The sequence below is a fragment of the Paenibacillus sp. FSL M8-0212 genome (assembly GCF_038004645.1).
Classification (GTDB): Bacteria; Bacillota; Bacilli; order Paenibacillales; family Paenibacillaceae; genus Paenibacillus.
This window is the reverse complement of sequence record NZ_JBBORP010000001.1, coordinates 5780934-5807447: the sequence shown is the minus strand read 5'-3', so window position 1 is coordinate 5807447 and position 26514 is coordinate 5780934. Positions and strand designations below refer to the sequence as shown.

Below are 26514 nucleotides of genomic sequence, written 5' to 3'. Positions count from 1 at the left end.
TCATCATTTTGAGGAGTAGCACTTTTTATATGCGCACAGTATGAAAGCGTTTGACTTATTTGAATATCAATCTATAATGATGAAAGGAAATTGGACTTGGACGAGGCCTATGGAGAAAGATAACCGGCATAGCTGTATGTATATTCACAGCAAGCTTCCATACGCAGGAGGCTTGCTGTTTCATTTTCAGAAGGAGAATAGGTCCCCATGACACTCAAAAAAAGAATCTTTTTATTGTTCTTTCTCAGTGCGTTTATCCCCTTTATCAGCATATTTGCGATTTCTTATTATACGATTGACTCCATTTTCGCAAATAAGATCGATGATGGCATTCGCAGCAATTTACAGCAGGTGACATCTTCATTGGAGAATTCCATCACCAATCTGAATCACGTTACTCAGCAATTATCTTACGGTGGTACTGTAGGCAAAAGGTTGGATGAATTTTTGAATCCGTCCTCTGATATCTTCGAATTAATCGAGGCCAGGGACGAATTAAAGAGCGAGTTAAGTGTGGTCACGTTTACCAATCCGAATATCGGATTGACCTTATATTATTTCCAGAAAGAAGGCACTACGCAGTTCGGCAACTTTCCGATTAAGGATCATTTTTCTCCTGAATCTTTGCCAGTGCTCTTCCAAACTTATGGCATTAAGTATTATGGTCCCCATATCAGCATGAACAGGTTTGATGACCAACTCGTTCTGTCTGCCATGCGAAAAGTACAACTGCCCAAAAGGGACGACGTGTACATATACGTAGAATCCGGATTTCGCCTTACACAGGATATCTTGGGTTACAATCAATACAACGGAGCATTATCTCATCTCATTCTGGATGGTACAGGAAACATTGTGTACAGTGAAATACCGGAGGCCATGAAGGTCGGGGAGAATTTCTCCAGCTTAACGGTCGATCCTGCCAAGGACGGAATATCCCGTGGGTATCACTGGTTCAAGGAGGATTCCTCACAGAAATGGAGCGTTGTATCTGTCATTTCGCAGGCTCAATATCAACAGGAGAAAAACCAGTGGTTGCTTCAAATATTGCTGGTCGCTTTATTTTTCCTCGGCTTTACCGTGTTTCTTGCTTGGCTTCTGTGGAAAATGGTCTACAAACCACTCGGTCTGTTCCATTCGGAAATCAACGGGATGTCCAAAAATCCACAAATGACAGGGAGCCGAGCTCGCACTCAAATTCCAGAATTTGATTTTCTGCTCAGTGAATTTTCGAATATGCAGCATCAGATTGGTGACCTCTTCAGGGAAGTGCAGCAGAAAGAGAAGATACGTGCAGACCTGGAAGTGGAAAAGCTGCTCTATCAGATCAACCCACACTTTCTGATGAATACGCTGGATACGGTGCACTGGCTGGCCGTCATGAACGGACAAGGGGAGATCGACAAGCTGGTACAGTCCTTGAACAAGCTGCTCTATTACAATCTGGGCAAATTAGGGCAAGTATCCACCATGGAAGAAGAGATTGATGCGTTAAGACAGTATCTGATTTTGCAGCAAATTCGCTATGACTTTGAATTTGACGTCCGCATTACTGCAGATGAGCAAGTGCTTCAAATTCCTGTGCCCCGCTTTATTCTGCAACCGCTGGTTGAAAATTCGCTATATCATGGATTGAGTGACGAAGGTTTTATTCAGATTGAAGTGACATGCACTGCAACGTTGAACATTATGATTCAAGATAATGGCGCAGGTATGACTGAAGAAACCATTCATAATCTGCTGAACAATCGTGAAGCTGAACAACAAAAAGTTGGGATGGGCATCGGACTCAATTACGTTCACCGCATGTTGAAGGCACAGTACGGGGACCAAGCACAGCTGGTGATCGAGAGTGAATTGGGAACAGGGACAAGCATACTGCTTGTATTGCCTATTAAAGGAGAAGATATCTCGGCATGATTAAGGTATTGATTGTAGATGATGATAAGTTGGTACGCAAAGGCATTAGCTCAGCGATGCCATGGAACGAGTTCAATATGGAGGTTGTAGGAGAGGCCAGCAACGGGGCGAAAGCACTGGATTTCCTGGAAACCCAACCGGTCGATCTCATGCTGACGGATCTTGCAATGCCCGTCATGTCAGGGATTGAACTGATGCGAACTGCGAGGCAGCTCTATCCCGAACTTCATATCGTGGTGTTAACACTGCATCAGGATTTCGATTATATCCAGGAAGCGCTTAGACTCGGAGCCATCGATTATATAGCCAAAGTCCAGCTGGAGAAAGAGCAATTTGAACATGTTCTGCAACGGATACATACCCGAATTAACGGGTTGACAAGCACGATAAGAAAGATGCCTTCGCAGAATGAAGTCAATGTCCATTATCAAAATGTGTATGCCCTTGTGTCACAGGATCGCAAATCAGAGCATCAATGGCCAATGGAGCTAACTGCGCATGAAGATGAGATAAGATGGGAGGTTGAGCGTAATAGCTGCATGTGGGCTGCACCCCCGTCCGAAGAAGATCAACTATTTTATCAATTGAAGGAATCCCTGCATCAAGTTCCCCAGAGTACGTTGTTGGTTTTGTCTGATGTGCAAGACCGAACATGGTCGCAAATCAAAAACTGGATTATAAATTATACAGAGACGTCTTTATTCTATGCCTACAACCCCAATAACCAAGTCATTGCCGTTTCGATGAATGAGGAAGACACATGTTCAAAAGAACCGCAGGATGAGGACCTTGATCGGATTAAGCAAAGTTGGTTCCAGACCCCATGGACCCACCACGACAGTTACTACAATCAACTCATTGATCAGTTTATATCCTTACGATTACATAAAGGTCAGTTGATGGGATTGCTGTACTCGATCGTGATGGAATGGAACCACCTTTTTGCTCAAACTACGCTTGGAAGAATCTCGATGATCCATTCTTTCGAGTCTTGGTACGAGGTTGAAGAATGGATCAAACAGACTGCTGTAAGCATTCGAAAGGCTGATGAACAGACTTCGTATTCACAGGAAATCATCGATGCCGTGAAAAAAGCAGTGATAATCGTGCAGCATGATTTGGAACAGGCCTATACAGCTTCAGGTCTCTCCCAACAACTCAATATCAGCCGAAGTTATTTCAGTCAATGTTTCAAAGATCTGATGGGGAAAACCTTTAATGAGTACTCCCGGTTCATCCGGGTAGAGAAGTCCAAGGAGTATTTGCTCAATACAAACAACACAATTTTCTGGATTGCGGAACGAGTGGGTTATACGGATGAAAAATATTTCAGCCGGATATTCCGCGAACTGACAGGTCTTCTGCCAAGCGAATATCGGCAGCTAGGTAGAGGGAATAAATAGCCGACAGCTTCCTGTTTTGGGAGCTGCCGGCTTTTGTTTTTGATGAAGAGCAGGGGGAGTTAGACAAATGTAGATCAATAGGTAGGGTAAATGCTCACAAGTTAACCATACTTCATCATACAGACTGAAAACTGTACACATTTCTCTATCCAAACGGACGTGTAATCCCTATCTCGATAGGGCTTCACTTCATTTTATAATGAAAGCGCAAACAAATATTGAACATCACAACAAAGGGGAATCGAACTAGATGAGAACAAAATGGTCCATGAAAAGCAACCTGTTAACGAAGCGTCTGGCGGTGCTGTCCATGTCTGCCTTGATGGTTGCAACCCTCGCGGCATGTGGAGACTCTTCCACTCCTCCTACTGCAGAGGAAGCAGGCAAATATGAGGTAACACCGGGAGATCCGTTCAGTGCCTATAAAGACGAAATTACCGTAACGATGGGACGGGTCACCACAGCCAATCCCAAATTGCCGGCTGGTGATACCTATGAGAATAACGCATATACTCGGCTGGTCAAAGACACATTTAACGCTCAGATTACAGATCAATTTGAAGCCAATGGCGAAGATTATAGCCGTCAAGTTTCGCTCGCTATCGCATCCGGGGAATTGCCTGATATGATGCGCGTTGATTCCAAAGATGAACTGAAAGAACTTGTGGATAATGACCTGATTGAGGATCTGACGGCCATTTATGATCAATATGCCACGGATAACATCAAGCAGATGTACGATTCCTATGATGGACGTGCTTTAGAAAATGCAACGATTGATGGACGTTTGATGGGACTTCCGGCGACTTCTCTGGATTCCGCACCAACGATGGTTTGGGTCCGTCAAGATTGGCTGGATCTGCTGGGGATTCAACTTGATGCAGATGGTGACGGCGCCATTTCACTGGATGAAGTGGAGAAGACCACACAGGAATTCCTGAAAAGAGATCCTGGCCAATCCGGGAACCCGGTAGGTATTCCATTTGTGAACACGATGAATACAACAGATTATAATGGCTCTGCTTATACGATGCTGGGTGTGGCCTCAACCGAGGGAGCCTTCCCGCAATATTGGATGAATGGTGAAGACGGCCAAATCGTATACGGTTCCACAACAGAAGAAACGAAGCAGATGCTGGGCATCATGGCCGATTGGTTCAAGAATGGGATCATTGACCCGCAATTTGGAACTCGCACGTTTGACGATATTACCGCACTCTACGCCAATGGCCAAAGCGGCATCGCCTTTGGACCGTGGCATATCCCTGACTGGGGACTGATCAGTGCAAAACAGATGGATAAAAATGCGAAATTCTTGGCTTATACACTGGAGGATGCAAACGGCAAGGTCAACGTAGCGCATGCCAATCCATCCAATCAGTTTATCGTGGTAAGAAAGGGATATGAACACCCTGAACTGGCCGTTAAGATTCTTAACCTGTTCTACGATAAACTGGCCAATGATAAAGATGCCGCAACAACCATGCCGGAAGCTGCCAAATATCAGGAGACCGGGGTAGATGGATCTACGAGACCTTTTAATATCGAAGTTAACTCGGCTACATCGCTGCTGGATGATTACTCTGACGTTGTTCGCGGAATTAAAGGAGAGATCGGCCTCGATGAGGTTCGCACTACCGAATCAAAAAACAACATCGGAAGCATTAAAACCTATTTGAGCGACATGGATACGGATGATGTGACTGCTTGGTCCAAATATCATTCACGGATCAACGGAGTGGGACTGATCGACAAACTGACACAAGAAAACAAATTTGTGTGGATGACACCTGCCTACTCTGGTACTACACCAAGCATGAAACAGACGTGGGCCAATCTGACGAAGTTGGAACAGGAATCGTTTATCAAAATCATAACGGGTTCAGAACCGCTTGATTACTTCGATACATTCGTCAGTAACTGGAAGAAACAAGGCGGTGATCAAGTCATTCAGGAAATTCAAGACGAGATCGCATCGAAACAATAATATCCATGAACAGTAGCAGGGCTGCGATACGCAGCCTTTCTTCAACGAAAGGGGTTCATCCATGAAACAGCGGAATTTAAAAGCGAGAGGGCGGCTCGGCCCAGGTGCCATGTACCATATGATGATGCTGCCGGGCATTTTGTTTTTGCTTGTATTCAGCTATATCCCAATGGTTGGCGTCATCACAGCTTTTCAGGACTATGTACCGGCGAAGGGGATGTTTGGCTCTGAATTTGTAGGACTGAAACATTTCATTTATATGTTCAAGCTGCCGGATATCGCGCAGGTCGTCAGCAATACGCTGGTAATTGCGATTGGCAAGATTTTGCTCGGAACGATGATGGCTATCATTTTTTCCGTTTTATTAAATGAAATTCGTATCAAATACGTTAAAAAGTCCGTGCAGACAATTGTTTATCTGCCGCACTTTCTATCCTGGGTTGTACTCGCATCCGTCGTTGTCAATATGTTCAGTTTGGACGGCATTGTGAACCAAATGTTGGCGTTCTTTGGCCTGGAAAACATTAATTTCCTTGGCAGCAACACCTGGTTCCAGCCACTAATTATTGGAACAGACGTGTGGAAGGAGTTTGGTTACAGTTCCATCGTCTATTTGGCTGCTATTACGTCGATCGATCCCGGTCTATACGAAGCGGCAGGAATGGATGGAGCCAGTTGGTGGAGAAAAGTATGGCATATTACCTTACCAGGTATGCTCCCTATTATTCTGCTCATGGGTGTAATGAGCCTGACCAACATTTTGAGCGCTGGTTTCGATCAAATCTATAACTTGTATAACCCGGTTGTCTATGAGTCGGGCGATATTCTGGATACATACGTCTATCGGATCGGTCTCGTTGGGCGACAGTATAGCTTCGGTACGGCTGTTGGTTTGTTCAAGTCCGTAATCGGCATTGTTTTGCTTATGTCTGCCAACCAGTTGGCCAAAAAATATACGGATCGAAAAATATTCTAAGGAGGCCAAGCCTGTGTCCTATTCTGCAAACTTTAAAGAACGAATTGGCCGGTTTGTCATCTATGCCATCGTCATTTTGCTGGCATTGGTCTGCCTTCTTCCGTTATGGAATATCGTTGCCATATCATTCAGTAGCAGCGAGGCTGTATCCGCAAATGCAGTAGGTCTCGTTCCGGTCAATTTTACAACCGCAGCGTATACCAAAATTATCGATGATGCACAGTTCTGGCGTTCCTTTGGCATCTCCATTTTACGTGTCGCGCTTACCCTTGCGCTTAATATGATTCTGATTATTTTGATGGCTTATCCGTTATCCAAATCAAAGAGGGATTTTAAAGGCAGAAACATTTATATGAATATCATGATTTTTGCCATGTTGTTCAGTGGAGGTATGATTCCGAGTTACCTGCTGATCAAAAACCTGGATATGCTGAATACGATTTGGGCACTGGTTCTGCCAGGCGCTGTCCCGATATTCAGTGTTATCCTCGTGATGAATTTCTTCTCCGCTGTACCTAAAGCGCTTGAAGAAGCAGCATTCATTGATGGAGCGAATCCGCTTCAGGTTTTGTTCAAAGTGTATGTTCCCGTGTCCATTCCTGCGCTGGCGACAGTTGCCTTATTCAGTATCGTGGGTACATGGAATGACTTCTTCAGTGGTTTGATCTATATGACCAAAGTCAGCAATTATCCGCTAATGACCTATATTCAGTCCCTTAACGTGAATATTGCTGACTTGCTTCAAGCCGGCACAAATTCCAGCGAACTCAGCAACTTGACTGAAATTTCGAACAAAAACCTGAATGCAGCCAAAATCGTAGTTGCTGTTATCCCGCTATTGCTGATTTATCCGCTGCTGCAAAAATACTTTGTAACTGGCATTGTTGTAGGATCGGTCAAAGAATAGCATTAGAAAGGTTGAATAAGAATGGAAAATAAAAAATGGTGGAAAGAAACCGTTGTATATCAAATATATCCACGCAGCTTTCAAGATCACAACGGAGATGGCATCGGCGACTTGAAGGGCATTGTGTCCCGATTGGATTATTTACAGGAACTGGGCATTGGCGCGATCTGGTTATCACCTGTCTGCAAGTCTCCTCAGGATGATTACGGATATGATATTTCAGATTATCAGGATATCGATCCGATGTTTGGGTCTTTGGAAGATATGGAAACGTTAATTCTTGAAGCTAAGAAAAGAGACATTCGGATCATCATGGATTTGGTGCTGAACCATACATCGGATGAACACCCCTGGTTTCAAGAAGCCAAAAAAGGGAAAGACAATCCGTTCCATGACTACTACGTCTGGAGAGATGGTGTGGAAGGAACCCCTCCCAACGACTTGGGGTCCACCTTTGGTGGTTCAGCCTGGGAATGGGTGCCTGAGATCGGGCAATATTATTTGCATCTATTTTCCGTAAAACAGCCCGATCTCAACTGGGAAAACCCAAACGTCCGGCAGGAGATATACGACATGATCAATTGGTGGATCGACAAGGGGGTTGGTGGTTTTCGACTTGACGTAATCGACTTAATTGGTAAAGAACCGGATTCGAAGATTACGGGAAACGGGCCTAATCTGCATAAATATATCAGGGAACTGAGCAAGGAGACGTTTCAAAAAGCGGAAGACCTGCTAACGGTTGGAGAAACATGGGGCGCCACTCCGGAAATCGCCAAACTGTACAGCAATCCAGACGGCAGTGAGTTTTCAATGGTCTTCCAATTTGAACACATCAGTTTGGATGAACAAGAAGGCAAAGGAAAGTGGGCTCTTAAACCTTTGGATGTGATGGCATTAAAAAAAGTACTGTCCAAGTGGCAGACGGAGCTCAAAGGAGATGCCTGGAACAGTTTGTTCTGGAACAACCACGATTTACCTCGAATTGTATCCCGTTGGGGAAATGACGGAGAATTCAGAGTTGAATCGGCTAAAATGTTGGCTACCCTTCTTCATGGCATGCAAGGTACGCCTTACATATATCAGGGTGAAGAGCTGGGTATGACAAATGTTCAATATTCGATCGAGGATTATCGGGATATTGAATTGCTCAACTTTTATAAGGAAAGAATGGGGAAGGGTTGTCCTGAACAAAGCGTGATGGAGTCGATCTACGCCAAGGGCCGTGATAACGCACGAACACCTATGCAATGGGATACTTCCGATAACGCAGGTTTTACACAAGGGGAACCTTGGATTAAGGTGAATCCGAATTATAAACATATCCATGCCGAGGAAAGTTTGAATAATCCCGAATCCATATTCCATTATTACCGGAAGTTAATTCAACTTAGAAAAGATCATGAAGTCATTGTATATGGTGATTATGAGCTGATCTTTCCAGAGAACCCAGACGTGTTTGCATATACCCGAACGCTGAATGGTTCTACGATTCTTGTGGTATGCAATTTCCAAGGATATACGACCGAACTCCCGCTTCAGGAGCAATTAACAGGGTCGAACCAGCTATTGATATCCAATTATACAGGTGAACTCTCCGAGAGCAAATTACGTCCATATGAAGCAAGAATGTACCTTATTCATCATTAAAGCATATTACGTAATATGTTATATCATGTTCATTTCTCAAGAAAGAAGGATTATATTCAATGAAAAGAGTATGGTGGAAAGAAGCCGTAGCCTATCAAATCTATCCGAGAAGCTTCATGGATTCCAACGGTGATGGGGTTGGTGACATCAAGGGGATCTTATCCAAACTGGATTATATTCAAGATCTCGGTATTGATCTGATATGGATCTGTCCGATGTATAAGTCACCCAACGATGATAATGGTTATGACATCAGTGATTACTGTTCCATTATGGATGAATTCGGTACGATGGCGGACTTTGATCAATTACTGCAAGAAGTGCATCACCGCGGCATGAAACTTATTATGGACTTGGTGATCAATCATACAAGTGACGAACACCCGTGGTTTATTGAATCCAGAGCTTCGCTGGATAACCCCAAACGGGATTGGTACATCTGGAGAGATGGGAAGAATGGAAACGAACCGAATAACTGGGAGAGCATCTTTGGCGGTTCTGCTTGGGAATATGATGAAGTCTCAGGACAGTACTATCTCCATCTTTTCTCCAAGAAACAACCAGACTTGAATTGGGCAAATAAAGAGGTTCGGAAATCCATATATGAAATGATGAATTGGTGGCTGGATAAAGGGATTGATGGTTTCCGTGTGGATGCAATCAGCCATATTCACAAAGAAGAGGGCCTCTTGGACATGCCAATCCGAGAAGGTGTCAAGTACATCTCCTCTTTTGAAAAGCATATGAATGTCAAGGGAATCCAGAGTTATCTGCAAGAAATGAAAGAGAACACATTATCCAGATATGACGTCGTGACTGTTGGAGAAGCAAATGGAGTTAAGGTAGAGGACCAAGAAGATCTGCTGGATTGGATCTGTGAAGTCAGAGGGAAATTTAATATGGTCTTTCAATTCGAACACCTGGACCTTTGGAAAAACAGTACAGACAGGCAACTCGATGTTCCCAAACTGAAAAACGTCTTGACCAAGTGGCAAAAATCACTGGAAGGCGTCGGTTGGAATGCTTTGTTTATTGAAAATCACGATCAGCCTCGTAAAGTTTCAACTTGGGGAAATGATACAGAGTATTGGTATGAAAGTGCCACAGCACTTGGAGCCATGTACTTTTTCATGCAAGGCACGCCTTTTATATATCAAGGGCAAGAGATAGGCATGACAAACGTAGCTTACCCTTCCATAGAAGATTATAACGACATAGCCGATCGGAATTTATATCAGATCAAACGTGAAGAGGGGATGTCACATAAGGAGATCATGAACATCATCTGGGCTTCAAGTCGTGATAACTCCAGAACGCCGATGCAGTGGTCTTCCGCCAAAGAGGCCGGGTTCAGCACCGGTACGCCATGGTTAAAGGTGAATGACAACTACGTCAAGATTAATGTAGAGAAGCAACTTCAGGAACCACGTTCCATCCTGCAGTTCTACAAACAAATGATTCAGCTGCGAAAAAAACACGATACATTGACTTATGGGATCTATGAGCTTCTTATGCCGGATCATCCGAGTGTGTATGCATATACACGTACACTGGCAGACGAACAGGTGCTGGTAGTCATCAATCTTACTGAACACATGGTGGAGCTTGAGGAAGATGAGCTTGGCCTCAACTTCTCAGAGATCTGGCTTACCAACTATGAAAATGGCATGCTGCCACTGGTGTTGCGACCGTTTGAAACCATTGTTGGATTAAGCGATAAAGTTTGAGTAAGATACGTAAAAAAAGGAAAAAGGCGTCTATATCATTTTCTGAATGATATAGACGCCTTTTATTGTTGTGTAGCCACAAGAAAATTAGCTGCGAATATTCGCTTTATTGATGGAGAACATCCGCGTATTCGGAAATACGCTCGAAACGTCCTTTGGCAAACGGGCATAAAGGTAAAATCTTAATACCGTTTTCCCGCGCGTATTCCACCATAGCTTTGATAAGTTCATCGCCAAGCCCTTGTCCTCGGTATGCATTTTCCACTAAAGTGTGATCAATTATGTATAGCTCTGGACTCGAGATTACATAGGTCATCACCGCAGCAATATCACCGTTATCTTGAATAAGAAATCTCTTATTGGCAGGTTCATGTTCTACGTTATGCATGTTCATCCTCTTTCTTTGTTGAATATTCACCGTCCAGAAGCTTATAGGTCAATGCTCTGCTTGGACATGTGTCAATATGCCGGGCAATGGCCTCCGAAGTGTCACCATCAGGATCAACCCAGGGACGCTTGCTCAAATCAAACACAGCAGGGAGGCCTTTTACGCAAATACCGGAATGAATGCAGACATCCGAATTAAACATGACCTCGATATCTTTACCGTAGTATAACTTTTGTTTACTCATAATTCCTCACATCTTTCACTGTTGAGTTTGTTTACGATCCATATTCAAGGCTTTCATGGCAAGTAGTACCTGGCTCTCAATGTCCCAATAATAAATGAGGAATCGTTAATAAGTCAACGCGCTAATCATATTCAATGTGTGGAATCTGAGACAACATGTTAATGAGATTAAGAACTTATTTAGTGACTTCGATCTGAAATTGATCAGAATATGATTTGAGGTTGCCAGCAAGGCCAGCGAGCTGCCCGGAGATGTTAGACAGTTCACTCGCCGATCGCTGCTGTTCCTCAGCACTGGCCGTGACTTCTTCAGCCATGGCTGAAGTTTCCTCGGTTGCAGAAGCGATATAGCTCAGGTGCTGTTCCACTTCCTGTCGAATGGAGTGCATATCCATCGTCCGGTTTGCCAAACGCTGAGCAAGCTCGTGCACTTCAGTCGATAATTGACTAACCTGTCTGAATGCCTGAAGGCAATCAGCGATCTGTTCTTCCTGTTCCTTGACCGCCACCATGTTCGCTTCAAAATGACTGCCCATCCGGTGGATTTCTTGAACAAATGAACTCAGGATCACATCAATCTCCTGGATCGAATGTTCGGACTGCTGAGCAAGCTGTCCCATTTCACCAGCAACGACAGCAAAACCTTTACCTGCCTCGCCAGCACGGGCTGCCTCAATTGAAGCATTCAGCGATAAAATCTGGGTTTGTTTCAGGATATTGTGGATTTGTCCACTAATAGAGGAAGCGAGTTCCGATTGCGTTGTTAGAGACCTGGAAATTTCCTGCTGATGCTCAACCCGCTTGGCATTCTCCCGGCCTTTTTCAAGCAGAACCTCATGTTCACGTGTAACTTGTACTTGTACGGCAGACAGTTGCTCTGAAGTATGGGTAAACTGTTGCACATAAGAACCGACTTCATCCATAATTTTGCCGAGATTCTCCGAATGCTGGACGGAATGTTCGGTTTCTTCTGCCTGTTTCATGGAGCCTATGGCAATTTCCTCAATAGCTCTGGAAAGTTCTTCGCTCTGACGCTGGTTCGTCTGAGCGGTTTCCGAAATATCTTTTGATGACTGCTGCAATGTATTTGATCCTTGCTGTATTCCCATCAGAATGTTCGTCAATTGGGCAACCATGATGTTAATCAAATCACTGATGTCACCGAGTTGATCATTGGTCATATGTGTGGATACGACTTTAAGATTCCCATCAGCAACCTGCTCGAGGCTTGACTTAATATCGCGAACTTGTCTAAGAATACCTCGTACTACGAATAACATCATGACCAAAGAAAGAATCAGTACAACCACAAAAATCGGAATAATGGTCTGATAAGCATTATTCAAGGATGTCGTGGAGACTTGATTCACTGCTCCAGCAGAAATATCAATGCCCAGATAACCAATAATCGTACCCTGCGAATCCTTGATTGGTGTAAAGGAGGACAGCAGCTGGCCCCAGGTTGGATCGTCTACAATACCTGTTGTGATGACTTCTCCGCGTAATAAGCGTTCCTGAATCTGGGGGTTGAATTCCATGGCAGTCCCGTAAGGGCTATATTCAGTATCGTCCCAATCCGCTCCATCCACAGTGTAGCTCCACCCGTCTGAAGTTTTGTTATACATATAAACATACAAGGCACCCGATTGAAGCCTAACTTTAACGAGTTCGTCTCTAAGACGTTTATATTCGCTGCTCTCCTCCGAAGCAGTAGAGGACAATGTCTTGATTAATTCAGATTCCTGGCCTAGTTGAGAGGCAGTATTCACGGCCAGCTGCTGATTGTTATGCTGCATGGTCATCAGTGACGCATTTTTACTGGAATCACTCGTGGTCCACATGATTAGACCGCCCATGGTCAGTAGTGGAACCAGAATGATCAAATACAGTTTGAACCTTAAATCCATCTTTTTTTTGCGAGTCTGTCTCACGTTCTGTTCCCCCTTGGATGTAATCAAAAAATATGGTTATTTGTATAACCCCATACTATTTATCGTAATATTGAAGGGGGAAATGAAGACTAACACTAAATTTGTATATACATATACGTTGGAGAATGTGATCATTTGTCGTGCCAGTGCACTCAAACCGAATGTAAAAGTTACGTTTTGCATCAAGAAAAAAAAGGCTCCACCAGCTTTATGCCAGTGGAGCACTTAATTTTTCTCTAAGACACATTCTGTTCAATATACATACATACTCACGGATGTTTATTGCAGAAACGGTCGATATAATCTGAACATTGCCCAGGTTCATCTTCCATAACGAAATGACCAGCTTTTGGAATGACATGTAGACAGGCATGAGGGATGTCCTGGACAAGCCTCTTTGCATAAGCGAGGGGCTGCCATTCATCTTCTTCCCCCCATATAATTTGAACGGGGACTTTCAGCTTAGGTAAATCTGTTCCATAGGATTCAGTATATTTTGCATTATAGTGAGCTACCTGATGGGAGAAAAAAGAGGCTTTCCCCAGTGAACCTGCATGGGGTTCCAGATATGCATCCAGTGTATCTCCAGTCATCAGCTCTTTATTATACACTGCCATGGGTAATTGTTTCTTTAGCATGGTATCAAAATCAGCACGGGGCATTTGTTCAACCTGTTCAAGCTGTTCTTCGATAATTTTCTTCCAGGTTGGTGAGGGCCACGAATCATAGCTAGGCATGTTGAGTAACGTAAGCGATTGTATACGCTCAGGTTGTTCCTGAGCCAGTTGGAGGCCAACAACTCCACCCAGATCGTGGGCTGCGACATGTAAACGATCCATTCCAAGTTCTTCTAAAAGCTGACTGAAAATCCTATATTGTGCTGCCACAGAAGTATCTGCTTCGATTGGTCTTTCGGATGCTCCATATCCAAGAAGGTCATGAACGTAGACTTTATACCCTTTTTGAACCAGAGAGGCTATTACTTTTCTCCATTCATAGCTATAAGACGGTGTTCCATGAAGGAGCCATATGGGAGAGCCTTCTCCATATTGCTCATAAGCGATTCGATATCCATTAATCAAGATGGATGACGTTGCTGCCGTTTGCATAGTGATTACTCCCTTCCATAAACGATTGAGATTAAAAATGAAATGGGCTCTTAATGAGCTAGATTGAATATAAACGTTTGCATTATATTAGTAAAATTGATACTTTAGATGAAAATGATCATTTTTAATGATGTTAAAAAGAAGGGAGCCAATGATGGAAATACGTCATTTGGTTACATTTATTACAGTTGTGGAACACGAGGGATTTACCAAAGCTGCTGAGCATCTTGGATACGCGCAATCTACAATTACATTGCATATCAAGGCGTTGGAAGAGGAGATTAACTACCCTTTATTTGATCGAATTGGTAAGCGGGTTATTTTAACGGAGACTGGGAAAAAATTGTTGCCACATGCCCAAAAAATGCTTGATCTGTATCATATGATTAAGGAAGTGACTGCTGCACAAGGTGAATTAACGGGTAATATCGTGATCAGTATTGGGGAAACGTTGTTGATCTATCGTTTTCCACCTATTATTGAAGAGTTCAAAAAATTGCATCCTCATGTCAATATCGAGTGGCACCAATTAGATTCCGTTCATTATAAAGAGAATTTGATGCAAGGTAAAAGTGATATTTCCTTCATGCTGGGGACAGAGGTGCATGATCCCAATCTGTACAGTGAGAAATTGGCTGAGGAGCCCATGATGTTGTTGTACCCCAATTCGTTTGAGTTACAACGGGACATTGGACGAAGCAATTTACTTTTTACCGAAAGAGGTTGTGGGTATCGCACATTGTTTGAACAATGCATTGAGGAGTATCAGATTGGGATTACATCCAATATTGAATTCTGGAGTATTGAAGCTGTGAAACAGTCGATATTGAGCGGGATGGGCATATCCTTGTTACCACGAATTACGGTAGAGAAGGAGCTGAAGGAAGAAAAACTTTCAGGTCAGCAGTACAAACAGAATCTGGCTACGCAGTTGTTATATCCCAAAAACAAGTGGATCTCTCCCCAAGTAGAAGCTTTTATCGAGATCGTTAGAAAGCATGCCTCCCTCTGGTAAGGAAGTGAGGGTAAGGGCTAAAAATCCATTGTACTTGGGGGTAAACAGTGTTACTCTAAAAGTCTGTGTTCGACAATATATTCAATACTAGCCACCAATTTAGTTATAAAGAAAGGTAACACTATGATAAAAGTTGAAAACTTATCCTTCTCATTTCCACAAAAGGAACTATATAAAAACATTTCATTTACGTTTGAAGAGGCACAACATTGTGCTTTTATCGGAACAAGCGGAAGTGGAAAAAGTACATTGATCGATATCCTGATGGATCCGGAACGATATTTGTTCGAGGGCAAGTTAGAGATAGACCCCGATTGCAGAATCGGGTATGTGAGTCAGTTTTTGCAAGTAGACAAAACAAAAGAAATGACCGTTTTTGAATATATCGCAGAAGAATTCATCAAGATACAAGATGAAATTACAGCAATTTATGCGGAGATGGCTACCACATCGGATATGGATTCCCTGATGGGAAAGCTTCAATTGGCTTTGGATGCCTTCGAAGCGATGGATGGGGATAATTTCGAAAAAAACATCAATAAACAGTTAAACCTTGCCAACCTCATGAAGCTCAAAGATCTTAGTATATCCGCCATAAGCGGCGGGGAATTCAAACTTATTCAAGTGATGAAGGAAATGCTGAATCGTCCCGATTTAATGATTATGGACGAACCTGATGTATTTTTAGACTTTGAAAACCTGAACGCGCTTAAAAAATTGATTAATTCCCACAAGGGAATGCTGCTGGTCGTTACGCACAACCGATATCTATTGAACCATTGTTTCAACAAGATCATACACCTAGAAAACACAGAGCTCCAAGAGTTCGACGGTCGCTATATCGATTATAACTTCTCGCTGCTTCAGACGAAGATTGAGCTGCAAGAAATCGCGGTTGCTGAGGCTGAAGAAATTGAGAGATACGATCACATCATCGACAATCTTAGAGAGATCGCCACGTATAATTCGGAAGCCTCCAGAGGCAGAGCGTTAAAAGCCAGAGTCAAGTTTCAAGAGAGATTGGAAGCACGTCGAATAAAAGAGCCATTTGTCGATATCAAACAGCCGAATATCCGTTTTGGGATCGATAAGGAAATGGAAGACAGCGTTGTGGTTAACGTCAATAACTATAACGTTTCCTTTGACGAGTTGCTTTTGGAAAATGTGAACTTTGAGATCAAATCGACAGATAAAGTAGCCCTGATCGGTCCTAACGGTACCGGGAAAACGACTTTACTCCGAGAAATCTTTAAAAACAATCAGGATTCCATTGAAATCAATGCTGATGTTAATGTGGCTTATTTATCTCAGGTTCAAGGCGAAATGCTAACAGATTCGAATACCATACTAAATGAATTCATTGATTCAGGGTTTCAAACGTATGACGAGATTAGAGCGTATCTTCCAAACTATGGCTTTGAAGGAGAAATCCTTGATCAAAAGATTGAATCGTTATCTGGCGGAGAAAAAAACATGCTTCAATTGGCTAAAGTGTCTGCCAGTCAAGCCAACGTATTGCTTCTGGATGAACCGACAAGCCATTTAGACATCTATAGCCAAATCGCATTGGAGAAAGCTATTGAGGACTACAAAGGTGCGATTCTCATGATTTCTCATGATTTCTATTCGGTTGTCAATGGTATGGATTATGTTTTAATTATCGAAGACAAAACGATTAGTAAAATGAGTATAGAAGAATTTAGAGAGATGATTTATACGAGTCATTTTGATGAAAACTATCTAGAAAATGAACAAAAGAAAAAGTCTGTTGAAATGAAAATTGAATTGGCTTTAAAAGATACTAATTTTGAACTTGCAAAAAGTTTGGTTGATGAGCTGGAAAAGCTGATTAAGCTGCTTTAGACAATGTGAATTATTTCAAAAATGTAAATCCCCCTGTATGTGGATTGATATCCACATACAGGGGGATTTCTTCTAGAAACAGCTAAACGAGCTGATTCGCTGCAGATCAATGCCGGTATACAGCCAGAAGAAGCCATTCCAACGGAAGCCAGCCACCGAATTTCTACCTACAAATACCGGGTACATCCAGAAGCCGGGACCACGATCCGGCCAAATATATGTGTAGCGAAACAGACAGCCGGATATGGCTCTTGGATCTACCGCATATAACGAAGCGGGTTGCTGTGGAATGAATGATGGTGGCGGACCGGTAGGTGCTTGCACGCCTTGTGGTCCGCCACCTCCACCGCCGGGTCCTCCTGGTCCTCCGGGACCCCCAGGGCCGCCGAACCCTCCACCAGGTCCAAAAGGAGGTAAAAATGTCATATCACTTCACTCCTGTTCATTAGTCTAATGTATTGTATGTAGGCAATTGAGCAGGGGAATGGGTGAAAGCCTATAAAAGGCCGTTAATTTGGTCATAAGCTTGTCAGGCGGATATTCAAAATAAAGACACGCTCAAGCTGCGACCATTCATTCTCAGGCGTGTGGAGTAGTCAGTTTCTTTCATGTTATAGGAAAATTGGACAAAATCCCGGTGCATTCTCCTTTTAAAATGAGCGATAATCCCAGAATTTTTTTGCCATTCATTTTGTTAACGAGTACGAAACTCCTGTGGTGTGCAACCATGATGCTTTTTAAATATTTTGATAAAATGCGGCGGAGCCAAAAAACCAAGCGCCTTGCTGACATCTGCAATTTTGAGGTCTGAGTTCAGTAACAAGTAAGATGCTCTGTTCATACGTAAGCTGTACAAATAATCGCCAATCGTTTCTCCGGTGACCGTTTTGTACACCTTGGACAGGTAAACGGGGTGCAGGCCGATATAGTCGGCAATGACCTGAAGGGAGATGCCTTCTGCCAAATGCTCCTGAATGTATGTTCTCACTTTAGACGTAATTTGTTCATGCGCATTCATCAACTGATTAGAAGCCTGCTTGCGCCGCTGATTAATCATTTTCTCTGCCCAGCTATATATGCGTTGGCCGGATAACTGGCTTTTTTTCCGAAGCAAAAATTCGAACTCCTCCCCCAGCATTTCCTCAACCGTTGTGTCCTGCGATTTTAGTGAAATCGAGAATGTGGAAGACAGGTAGAGTAGTACTGTAAACAATTGATCGTGGGACAATTCTTTGCCAACTTCGTTTAAGAAAAGAATTCTGGAAATTTTGCTTATGGCCTCATCCCAATTACCTGATTCCAGCAAGTTAGAGAGCAAGGGTGGCTCATACAAATTAATGAGATTTTGCTGTTCATGGGAATCCGCATCCTTTTTGTCCAGCGTAATAAAATAGCTTTTATTGCTACCCACATTCCGATTGATGGCTGACACGGAGGCTAAATACAGATCGGAGAGGTGGTCAGGGAAACATTGCTCTTTACTCAGACAAATGGAAATGGCTCCCTTTAAAAATTTTTGCACATTGTTTTGCAGTCTGACCGCGTGGGAGTCAACTGAATCAAGTGCATGCAGATCACTGTTTTTGATCAGAAATACCAGATATCCCTGCTCTGTAATACAATGCCACAGCTTGAACGGATGCTGAAACACTTCTTCGGCTATATTGGTTACAGCATATTCGAGCAAGGATAATGACCGAAGATCATAACCGGAGAATTCTTCCTCCATCCGAATGACCATCATAATAAAGGGGTCAGAGGACGCAAAGGGAATCTCCAGCATGTTGAGACGCTCGGCCAGAATCTTATGGCTCATGGCTTTGTTCTGAAGAAGTTCCTTAAGAAGTTGATTGCGCAACAAGGGCATATTGGCATGAAGGGCATGCTGAATTTGCCGAAATGAACTGATGCGCTCCCATTCGTGCTCAATATTGGCGATAGCCTTTGTTACAGCTTGGATGAGCTCATCGGTATTAATTGGCTTCAGGAGATAATTAGCAGCCTGATACTGAATTGCTTTTTGGGCATATTCAAACTCATCGTGACCAGACAAAATAATGCATCTAATTTTACTGGAGAATCGTCGAATCTCCAAAATAAGCTCCAATCCATCCATCTCGGGCATACGAATATCGGTAATCATGATATCAACAGCGTATTTGGAAGCGATATCGAGAGCCTCCGCAGCAGAGTAAGCTCTATGTACTTCCTGGATGCCATAATCTTCCCAGGGAATTGTCAGCGCGAGACTATCAACAACCGATTTCTCGTCATCCACTATTAATAAACCGTACAAGCTAATTCCCCCTCTATAGACAAGCTGTTACAACACTTATTGTATTGTATGATGGCCGAACTATCATTTCAATGCATGCAGCCTCGGCTAACCTGTAATCTTAAGAAAACGATACAGATGTTCAGATATACTTATGCGAATTAGCGTTGCAAGTGGCCAGCGAGGCATGAGAGATCTTTCTTTTTATTCGGATTGCGTTATATCACATTAAGAAAGCGCTATTTCATGTCATTAAACCAACCAGTACTATTAAAAAGAGAACTAAACTCAAGCCCTATAATATTATGCGGGACCTTACATAGCCGTATTACATGTCAAGGATACCTGCCGATAGATGAAGGAGTGTCTGGATAATGAATCGTGATATCAAGCAAATTGTGAAACAGTTAACCTTAAACGAAAAGGCAACACTCTGCTCAGGTAGCAGCTTTTGGACAACGCATGCTGTAGAACGTTTGGATATTCCATCCATTATGATGACGGATGGTCCTCATGGATTGCGCAAGCAAGCAGGTGATGCCGACCATTTGGGACTGAATGCAAGTGTACCCTCCACTTGTTTTCCCTCGGCGGTTGGGCTGGCCAGCTCCTGGAACCGGGATCTTGTACAGCTTGTCGGGGAAACAATTGGTAGAGAGGCGCAGGCGGAGGATGTCGCCATTCTGCTCGGCCCAGGGGCGAACATCAAGCGTTCCCCGTTGTGCGGGCGCAACTTCGAATATTTCTCAGAGGACCCTTACCTGACGGGTGAGCTGGCTGCAGCTCATATCTCAGGTGTGCAAAGCCAAGGTGTGGGTACCTCACTTAAGCATTTTGCAGTGAACAATCAGGAGCATCGCCGGATGACTACCGATGCGGTGGTCGATGAGCGGACGTTAAGAGAAATCTATTTGACCGGTTTTGAGAAAGCCGTCAAGCAGGCGCAGCCTTGGACAGTAATGTCTTCTTACAATAGAGTGAATGGAACATATGCATCGGAGAATGAATATTTGCTGAATACCATTTTGAAGGAAGAATGGGGACATGAGGGCTTTGTTGTGACAGATTGGTCCGCAGTGAATGAGATCGCAGCCAGCATCGCTGCGGGACTTGGACTGGAGATGCCTTCCTCCAACGGAGAAGGTCCACGCAAAATTGTGGAGGCGGTGAATGGCGGCCAGTTATCCGAAGAAAAGCTTGATCAAGCCGTGGAACGGTTATTAGCTATTATTTTCAAGGCGGCAGAAAATAAACGTCCAGAAGCAACCTTTGATTCTGAGCAGCATCATCAGATTGCCAGAGAGGCGGCAAGAGAAACGATGGTGTTGTTGAAAAACGAGGACGATATTCTTCCGCTGAGCAAGAATAGCCGCATCGCCGTTATCGGAGAGCTAGCTGAGAAGGTCAGATATCAGGGCGGCGGCAGTTCGCATATCCATCCGACTCAACTGGATAGCCCTTATGAACAGATGGTTTTACTTGCTGAAGCGGATGCATCGGTGACTTATGCTGCGGGCTATAAGCTTGCTTCAGATGAAAGTGACTCGTTATTGATGAAGGAAGCCATCGAGACGGCCAAAGCAGCGGAAGTCGCTGTGCTGTTCATCGGTCTGCCTGACCGCTATGAATCGGAAGGATATGATCGTTCTCACATGGACATTCCAGCTAACCAATCGGCGCTGATCAAAGCCGTTGCAGCAGAGCAGCCTAACCTTGTGGTCGTGTTAAGCAACGGATCACCGATTGTGATGCCTTGGCTTGCTGATGTGAAGGGAGTACTGGAGGCGTATCTGGGTGGTCAGGCAGCTGGAGGAGCCATGGCGGATCTGTTGTTCGGAGAAACCAATCCAAGCGGTAAGCTGGCGGAAACGTTCCCGCAATCGGTGTATCATAACCCTTCGGCTTTGTTCTTCCCCGGGGACGGAGATCGTGTGGAATACCGTGAAGGCATATATGTTGGTTATCGTTACTATGATCGTAAGGACATTGAACCGTTGTTCCCGTTTGGTTATGGATTGAGCTATACGCAGTTTGAATATACTGGTCTGAGTCTGAACGATACACAGTTCAAGGATACGGATCGGGTTACGGTAACTGTTACAATTCGAAACACGGGCAAACGTTACGGTCAAGAGGTTGTGCAACTATATGTGCGGGATCAGCAAACCGTAGTAAGTCGTCCGGACAAGGAACTGAAAGGTTTTGCCAAAATCGGACTGGAACCGGGCGCTGAGGCTAGCGTTTCCTTCACACTGGATAAACGCAGCTTTGCTTATTATAATGTTGATTTGAAGGACTGGCATGTAGAGAGTGGCTCCTATGATATTTTGATTGGCTCATCCTCTCGTTCCATTCTGCTGCAACAGACGGTCAACGTGGAGTCCACGACAACCGGGCCAGTACCTACCTTTGACCGTAATACAACGCTGGGTGAGCTGCTCGCCAATCCAAAAACGATGGCTGTCATGAGTCAATTACAGGGACTGGCTCCAGAGGGAACGGAAGAGGCCCAATCCGATGCCATATCCTCCGAGATGATTCAGGCATCCATGAAATATATGCCGCTTCGTGCGTTGATTCCGTTTACGGGAGGGGCTCTTACGGAGGAAACTCTTTCCCAGTTGCTTGCTGGATTAAATGCGGCTGTTCGTCAGTAAAACACTACACAACAGCTTTCACTATACAACATCGAAAAACGCTCATAAGTCATGACTTATGAGCGTTTTTCATTTAAGATGTTATGGGGCGTTAGCTCATGCACGAAAGGGCATGCACCAACGTACATACAAAAGGACAACCATCCGTAATATAATCATTGGAGAAGAGGTGAACTTATGAATGAGAGGACGGAACGATCCAGCTTCTTGCAAATGAGCGAAGATGCCGAGGATGACCGAATCGCTTCATCCCGACTTCCCATTGCGTTATGGATTTTAATGGTCACTATGGTTACGGTAGCGATGCAAACCTTGTTAGAACCGTTGCTGTTGCCCAGCCTGTTTTTTGTATGCTTGATGGCGGCGCATATTCAGTTATACTGGCGAGTGAGCAGGTTGATTCAGGTATCCAGGGTGTTATATCTGATTCTTCAGGCCGGCTTGATTTTCGGGAGCGCTGCCTTGATGCCAGATGGTCTTCCCGTTGTACTCATTGGTCTGATTCCCGTATTGATTGGACAGACCGTAGCTATTTTGTTTGAACCCAAAAAGGTTGTTTTTTTTGCCTTTGTACTCTATTTCCTTTTCTGTCTGGTTACGCTTTGGATTAAAGATGCTAAGGATCTTGCACTGTTTATCCCCTTGTTATTCCTGATGATTGTTGTGGTAATGGCCTATGCTATCCTGTACTACAGGCAGGTTAATGCCCGGGTGCGCACACAAACGTTTTTGCGCGATCTGGAGCTGACACATCAGAAAGTCGAGGAGCTTACACTCGCTAACGAGCGCCAACGTATGGCGAGAGATTTACATGATACACTCGCTCAGGGACAGGCAGGTCTCATTATGCAGCTTGAAGCCGTGGATGCATACCTCAGCCGGGGAAACATCCAGCGTGCTCACGAGATTGTTCTGACATCGATGGGGCAAGCTCGGCAAACGTTGGGTGATGCAAGAAAAGCAATTGATGACTTGCGAACAAGGGCTACTCCAGTGTTTGATTTCAACGAGGCAGTACAAGACCAATTACAACGCTTTCGAATTGCTACAGGCGTTCAAATCCAACTGGAGTTGCAGGTTCGTTCGGCTCTGACCGGTTTTACCATGGAACATGTATTACATATTTTGAGTGAAACACTTATGAATGTGGCACGACATGCCCATGCTGATCAGGTTCATATATCTATTATAGAAATCTCCGGCTCACTCCAAATGGTGATCAAGGACAATGGCAGAGGATTCAATACAGCAACTATCGGAAAAAAGACCGGGCATTACGGTCTCATTGGCATTTATGAACGAGCCAGACTCATCGGAGGACAGATTCAGGTTGAAAGCAGCGATACAGGTACATGTATAACCTTATCTATACCATTTTGAATAGAAGGGAGGACATAAACAATGAGTCATAAAGTTCTGATTGTAGATGACCACTGGGTTGTACGTGAAGGCATCAAAATGATTTTGGGGACGGACGACAATTATGAAGTGATTGGCGAGGCTGAAGAGGGGCACACGGCGCTGGAGCTGATGCAGGAACTTCAGCCTGATGTCATCCTGATGGACCTGAACATGCCTGGCGGCTTGAGCGGTCTGGATACGTTAAAACAGATGAACGTAGAACAAATCAACATTCCAGTTATTATTTTGACGACCTACAATGAGGATGAACTAATGATTAACGGGCTTGGGTTGGGGGCCAAGGGGTATTTGCTCAAGGATACAAGTCGTGATCATTTATTCCGTACGCTGGAGTCGGCCCTTCGCGGTGAAACATTGCTGCAACCTGAAATTTCGGCAAGGGTATTTGCCTTTCACCAGAAGCCGACGGTAGTGCACAAGCACAAAGATACATTACTGACAGAAAAAGAACTTATAATTCTTCAGGCAGTCGCTCGCGGACTGCGAAGCAAGGAAATCGCATTTGATATGGGCATTGCAGAACGAACAGTAAAAGCTCAGCTGACTAATATCTATAATAAGCTGGGGGTAGACTCGCGCTCCGAAGCGGTTGCTGTATCCGTAGAGAGGGGCATTCTGCATCTGTAGAATATAGAATAATGTTGTAGGTTTCAAAGGGCAGCCTGTACGCAGGCTGCCCTTTGGTTCAACCCGATCGTACATGAAGGGCATGCCCCTACGTACGATTTTTTTTGTTTTAGTTTCCACTATGATGATGTCATGAGGTTGTCCGAACAAGAGAACCTGAGTTTCAGATTAGAAGGGAGCTATCATATACATGGCTAAATTTTTGTATCAATTAGGTGAATGGGCTGTAGCCAAGAAAAAGGGAGTAATTACAGGAGGGCTTGTCGTCCTGCTGCTGTTGGCAGCAATCGGCATGGGGCTGGGGACCTCCTTTACCGGAGAGATGACGATTCCCGGAACCAAGTCGGAGCAGGCGGCCGATGTATTGAAGCAGGAATTCCCGTCATCAGATGACGGTGGACAGGTTCGAATGATATTTAAATCGGAGAAGGGCACGCTTGAAACAGACTCCACCCAAAAAGCAATTCTCGCAGCGCTGAAAGAGGTTACGTCCGATTCCTCTGTAAAAGCTGTTGTTAACCCCTATGATGGGGGAACGATCAGTGCAAACAAAGAGATTGGTTATGCGGATATTACATATACGCAGCCAGCCGCAGATGTAAGTGAGACTTCCAAAGAACATATCCTTGATGTTGTCCATACATTACGTGACAAGGGTGTTCAAACCGAACTTGCAGGAAGCGTAGCCTTTTCAGAGATTGAAATTGGCGGCGTGTCCGAGGTGATTGGTATCCTGATTGCATTTGTGATTCTGGCGTTCACCTTTACGTCTTTCCTTGCCGCAGGACTTCCCATTTTGACTGCAGTTGTTGGGCTTGGCATAGGACTCATGATTATTATCATCGGCTCCAACACGGTATCGATGGCTTCATTCTCGATTACGCTGGCTGTTATGCTTGCACTTGCGGTAGGGATCGATTACGCCTTGTTCATTATGTCCAGATATCGGCAGCAATTGGCTGCAGGTTATGATCGGACTACCGCTATTGCACAAGCTAATGCAACCGCAGGCAGCTCCGTTGTATTTGCAGGCTTAACCGTTATTATCGCCCTCGTAGGGCTGTCGGTTGTACAGATTCCATTCATCACGATGATGGGACTCGCTGCAGCAATAAGTGTACTGGTCGCTGTATTGATCGCTATTATATTTACCCCGGCGCTGCTGGCAGCAGCAGGAGATCGCATCCATCCTGCTCATGAGAACAAATGGCTGCGCAAGTGGTCTGGTCGCAAAAAATCTGCCGAAGCAGAAAATCGTTGGGGCAAAATGGTTACTCGCAAGCCATGGCTCACAACCATTCTGTGTATTGCGATTCTGGCGGTGTGTACCGTTCCATTCACACATATGCAGCTTGGCCTACCGGATAATGGTCTGAAATCCAAAGAAACGACAGAACGCCGAGGTTATGATCTGCTTTCCGAAGGTTTCGGCAAAGGATTTAACGGTCCGCTCATCGTCGTTGCCAAGGCTTCAAACAGTGAGGAGGCACAGGCAGACATTACAAAGGCAACCACATTCATCAGCAAACTTCCGGATGTAGCCTCTGTAGCGCCGCAGATCCCAAGTCCTTCAGGTACTACGGCGATTATTACGGTGTTACCCAAATCAGGACCGAATGATATTAAAACAACCGAACTTGTTCAAACGATTCGTGATCAGGCAGAGCAGGTCCTCAAGGATCATGATGTCGAGATCATGGTTACAGGTGGAACTGCCGTTAATATCGATATTTCAGAGAAGTTGTCCGAAGCTTTACCAAAGTTTGCTTTGTTGATTGTCGGTCTTGCTTTTGTTCTGCTCATGCTTGTATTCCGTTCCATTCTCGTTCCCATCAAAGCTGTAGCCGGATTTTTGTTCACTCTGGGTGCAACGCTCGGCTTTATTGTCTGGGTCATACAGGATGGCTATCTGGGAAATTTCTTCGGAATCCCTGAGCCAGGACCTGTACTAAGCTTCCTGCCAATTCTGGTTACAGGTATTCTGTTTGGTCTGGCGATGGACTATGAGGTGTTTCTTGTTAGCCGGATGCGTGAGGATTATACACATACTGGAGATGCAGTAAAATCGGTACGAAGTGGTATATCCCATAGCGGTCCTGTAGTAACGGCTGCTGGATTGATTATGATCGCAGTATTTGCCAGCTTCATCTTTGCAGGGGATACGATTATCAAATCGATGGGACTTGCGCTGGCGTTTGGTATCCTTGTTGATGCATTTATCGTAAGAATGACCCTTGTTCCAGCGCTGATGGTACTCATGGGTCGGAGTGCATGGTATTTGCCAAAATGGTTAAATCGTTTGTTGCCTAACATTGATATCGAGGGAGAATCTGTGATGAAAGATGTTCAAGGACATCACTCATCCAATACTCCAGATAATGACAACAAATAAAACAAGGTTTGCATCTCATAGA

The 26514-nt window shown here is 44.2% G+C and carries 19 protein-coding genes; 13 read left to right on the top strand and 6 right to left on the bottom strand.

Annotation, left to right across the window (positions count from 1 at the left end; all coding sequences use genetic code 11):
* The first annotated feature begins 207 nt into the window (after positions 1-207).
* The 7 genes from MKX68_RS25490 (at position 208) to MKX68_RS25460 (ending at position 10570) form a co-directional block, all read left to right on the top strand.
* A complete protein-coding gene (locus MKX68_RS25490) occupies positions 208-1920 on the top strand; it encodes a sensor histidine kinase (RefSeq protein ID WP_340914548.1) in 1713 nt (570 codons plus the stop codon).
* A complete protein-coding gene (locus tag MKX68_RS25485) occupies positions 1917-3323 on the top strand; it encodes a response regulator (protein WP_340914547.1) in 1407 nt (468 codons plus the stop codon). The genes MKX68_RS25490 and MKX68_RS25485 overlap by 4 nt, the downstream gene beginning before the upstream one ends.
* A 250-nt stretch (positions 3324-3573) precedes the next feature.
* On the top strand, positions 3574-5310 hold the full coding sequence (locus MKX68_RS25480; RefSeq protein ID WP_340914546.1) for a sugar ABC transporter substrate-binding protein: 1737 nt from the start codon (positions 3574-3576) through the stop codon (positions 5308-5310).
* Between the two features lie 61 nt (positions 5311-5371).
* Entirely contained in the window at positions 5372-6286 is a 915-nt protein-coding gene (locus MKX68_RS25475) for an ABC transporter permease (RefSeq protein ID WP_339783701.1), read from the top strand.
* 13 nt (positions 6287-6299) lie between these two features.
* A complete protein-coding gene (locus MKX68_RS25470; protein WP_133384921.1) occupies positions 6300-7193 on the top strand; it encodes a carbohydrate ABC transporter permease in 894 nt (297 codons plus the stop codon).
* 21 nt (positions 7194-7214) lie between these two features.
* Positions 7215-8843, top strand: a complete 1629-nt coding sequence (locus MKX68_RS25465; RefSeq protein ID WP_340914544.1) for a glycoside hydrolase family 13 protein — start codon at positions 7215-7217, stop codon at positions 8841-8843.
* A gap of 59 nt (positions 8844-8902) precedes the next feature.
* Positions 8903-10570, top strand: a complete 1668-nt coding sequence (locus MKX68_RS25460; RefSeq protein WP_340914543.1) for a glycoside hydrolase family 13 protein — start codon at positions 8903-8905, stop codon at positions 10568-10570.
* A gap of 106 nt (positions 10571-10676) precedes the next feature.
* Here the strand turns inward: MKX68_RS25460 and MKX68_RS25455 are convergent, their stop codons facing one another.
* The 4 genes from MKX68_RS25455 to MKX68_RS25440 form a co-directional block, all read right to left on the bottom strand.
* Positions 10677-10958, bottom strand: coding sequence for a GNAT family N-acetyltransferase (locus tag MKX68_RS25455; RefSeq protein WP_036615433.1), 282 nt, complete (start codon positions 10956-10958; stop codon positions 10677-10679).
* Positions 10951-11202: a (4Fe-4S)-binding protein gene (locus MKX68_RS25450; protein ID WP_340914542.1), complete on the bottom strand. Its 252-nt coding sequence runs from the start codon at positions 11200-11202 to the stop codon at positions 10951-10953. Before MKX68_RS25450 ends, MKX68_RS25455 begins: the two co-directional genes overlap by 8 nt.
* 175 nt (positions 11203-11377) lie before the next feature.
* Positions 11378-13108, bottom strand: a complete 1731-nt coding sequence (locus MKX68_RS25445) for a methyl-accepting chemotaxis protein (RefSeq protein WP_340914540.1) — start codon at positions 13106-13108, stop codon at positions 11378-11380.
* 293 nt (positions 13109-13401) lie between these two features.
* Positions 13402-14241 (bottom strand): alpha/beta fold hydrolase, encoded by an 840-nt coding sequence (locus tag MKX68_RS25440; protein ID WP_340914538.1) that lies wholly within the window; start codon positions 14239-14241, stop codon positions 13402-13404.
* Between the two features lie 154 nt (positions 14242-14395).
* Here MKX68_RS25440 and MKX68_RS25435 point away from each other — a divergent pair, with 154 nt between their 5' ends.
* Together MKX68_RS25435 and MKX68_RS25430 are read left to right on the top strand one after the other, a co-directional pair.
* Complete coding sequence (locus tag MKX68_RS25435; RefSeq protein ID WP_340914536.1) at positions 14396-15256, top strand: LysR family transcriptional regulator; 861 nt, start codon at positions 14396-14398, stop codon at positions 15254-15256.
* A gap of 123 nt (positions 15257-15379) precedes the next feature.
* On the top strand, positions 15380-17119 hold the full coding sequence (locus tag MKX68_RS25430; RefSeq protein ID WP_340914534.1) for an ABC-F family ATP-binding cassette domain-containing protein: 1740 nt from the start codon (positions 15380-15382) through the stop codon (positions 17117-17119).
* 72 nt (positions 17120-17191) lie between these two features.
* Here MKX68_RS25430 and MKX68_RS25425 read toward each other — a convergent pair whose 3' ends face one another.
* Positions 17192-17545 (bottom strand): collagen-like protein, encoded by a 354-nt coding sequence (locus MKX68_RS25425; RefSeq protein ID WP_340914532.1) that lies wholly within the window; start codon positions 17543-17545, stop codon positions 17192-17194.
* A gap of 268 nt (positions 17546-17813) precedes the next feature.
* The gene (locus MKX68_RS25420) at positions 17814-19415 is read right to left on the bottom strand and encodes a response regulator transcription factor (protein WP_340914530.1); all 1602 of its coding nucleotides are present in this window, start codon (positions 19413-19415) and stop codon (positions 17814-17816) included.
* Positions 19416-19768: 353 nt separating this feature from the next.
* On the opposite strand from MKX68_RS25420, the gene MKX68_RS25415 reads away from it, so the two are divergent.
* The 4 genes from MKX68_RS25415 (at position 19769) to MKX68_RS25400 (ending at position 26492) form a co-directional block, all read left to right on the top strand.
* Positions 19769-22051: a beta-glucosidase gene (locus MKX68_RS25415; protein ID WP_340914529.1), complete on the top strand. Its 2283-nt coding sequence runs from the start codon at positions 19769-19771 to the stop codon at positions 22049-22051.
* A gap of 177 nt (positions 22052-22228) precedes the next feature.
* Complete coding sequence (locus MKX68_RS25410; protein WP_340914527.1) at positions 22229-23431, top strand: sensor histidine kinase; 1203 nt, start codon at positions 22229-22231, stop codon at positions 23429-23431.
* Positions 23432-23452: 21 nt separating this feature from the next.
* The gene (locus MKX68_RS25405) at positions 23453-24100 is read left to right on the top strand and encodes a response regulator transcription factor (RefSeq protein WP_340914525.1); all 648 of its coding nucleotides are present in this window, start codon (positions 23453-23455) and stop codon (positions 24098-24100) included.
* Positions 24101-24290: 190 nt separating this feature from the next.
* A complete protein-coding gene (locus MKX68_RS25400) occupies positions 24291-26492 on the top strand; it encodes an MMPL family transporter (protein WP_340914524.1) in 2202 nt (733 codons plus the stop codon).
* Positions 26493-26514 lie beyond the last annotated feature (22 nt).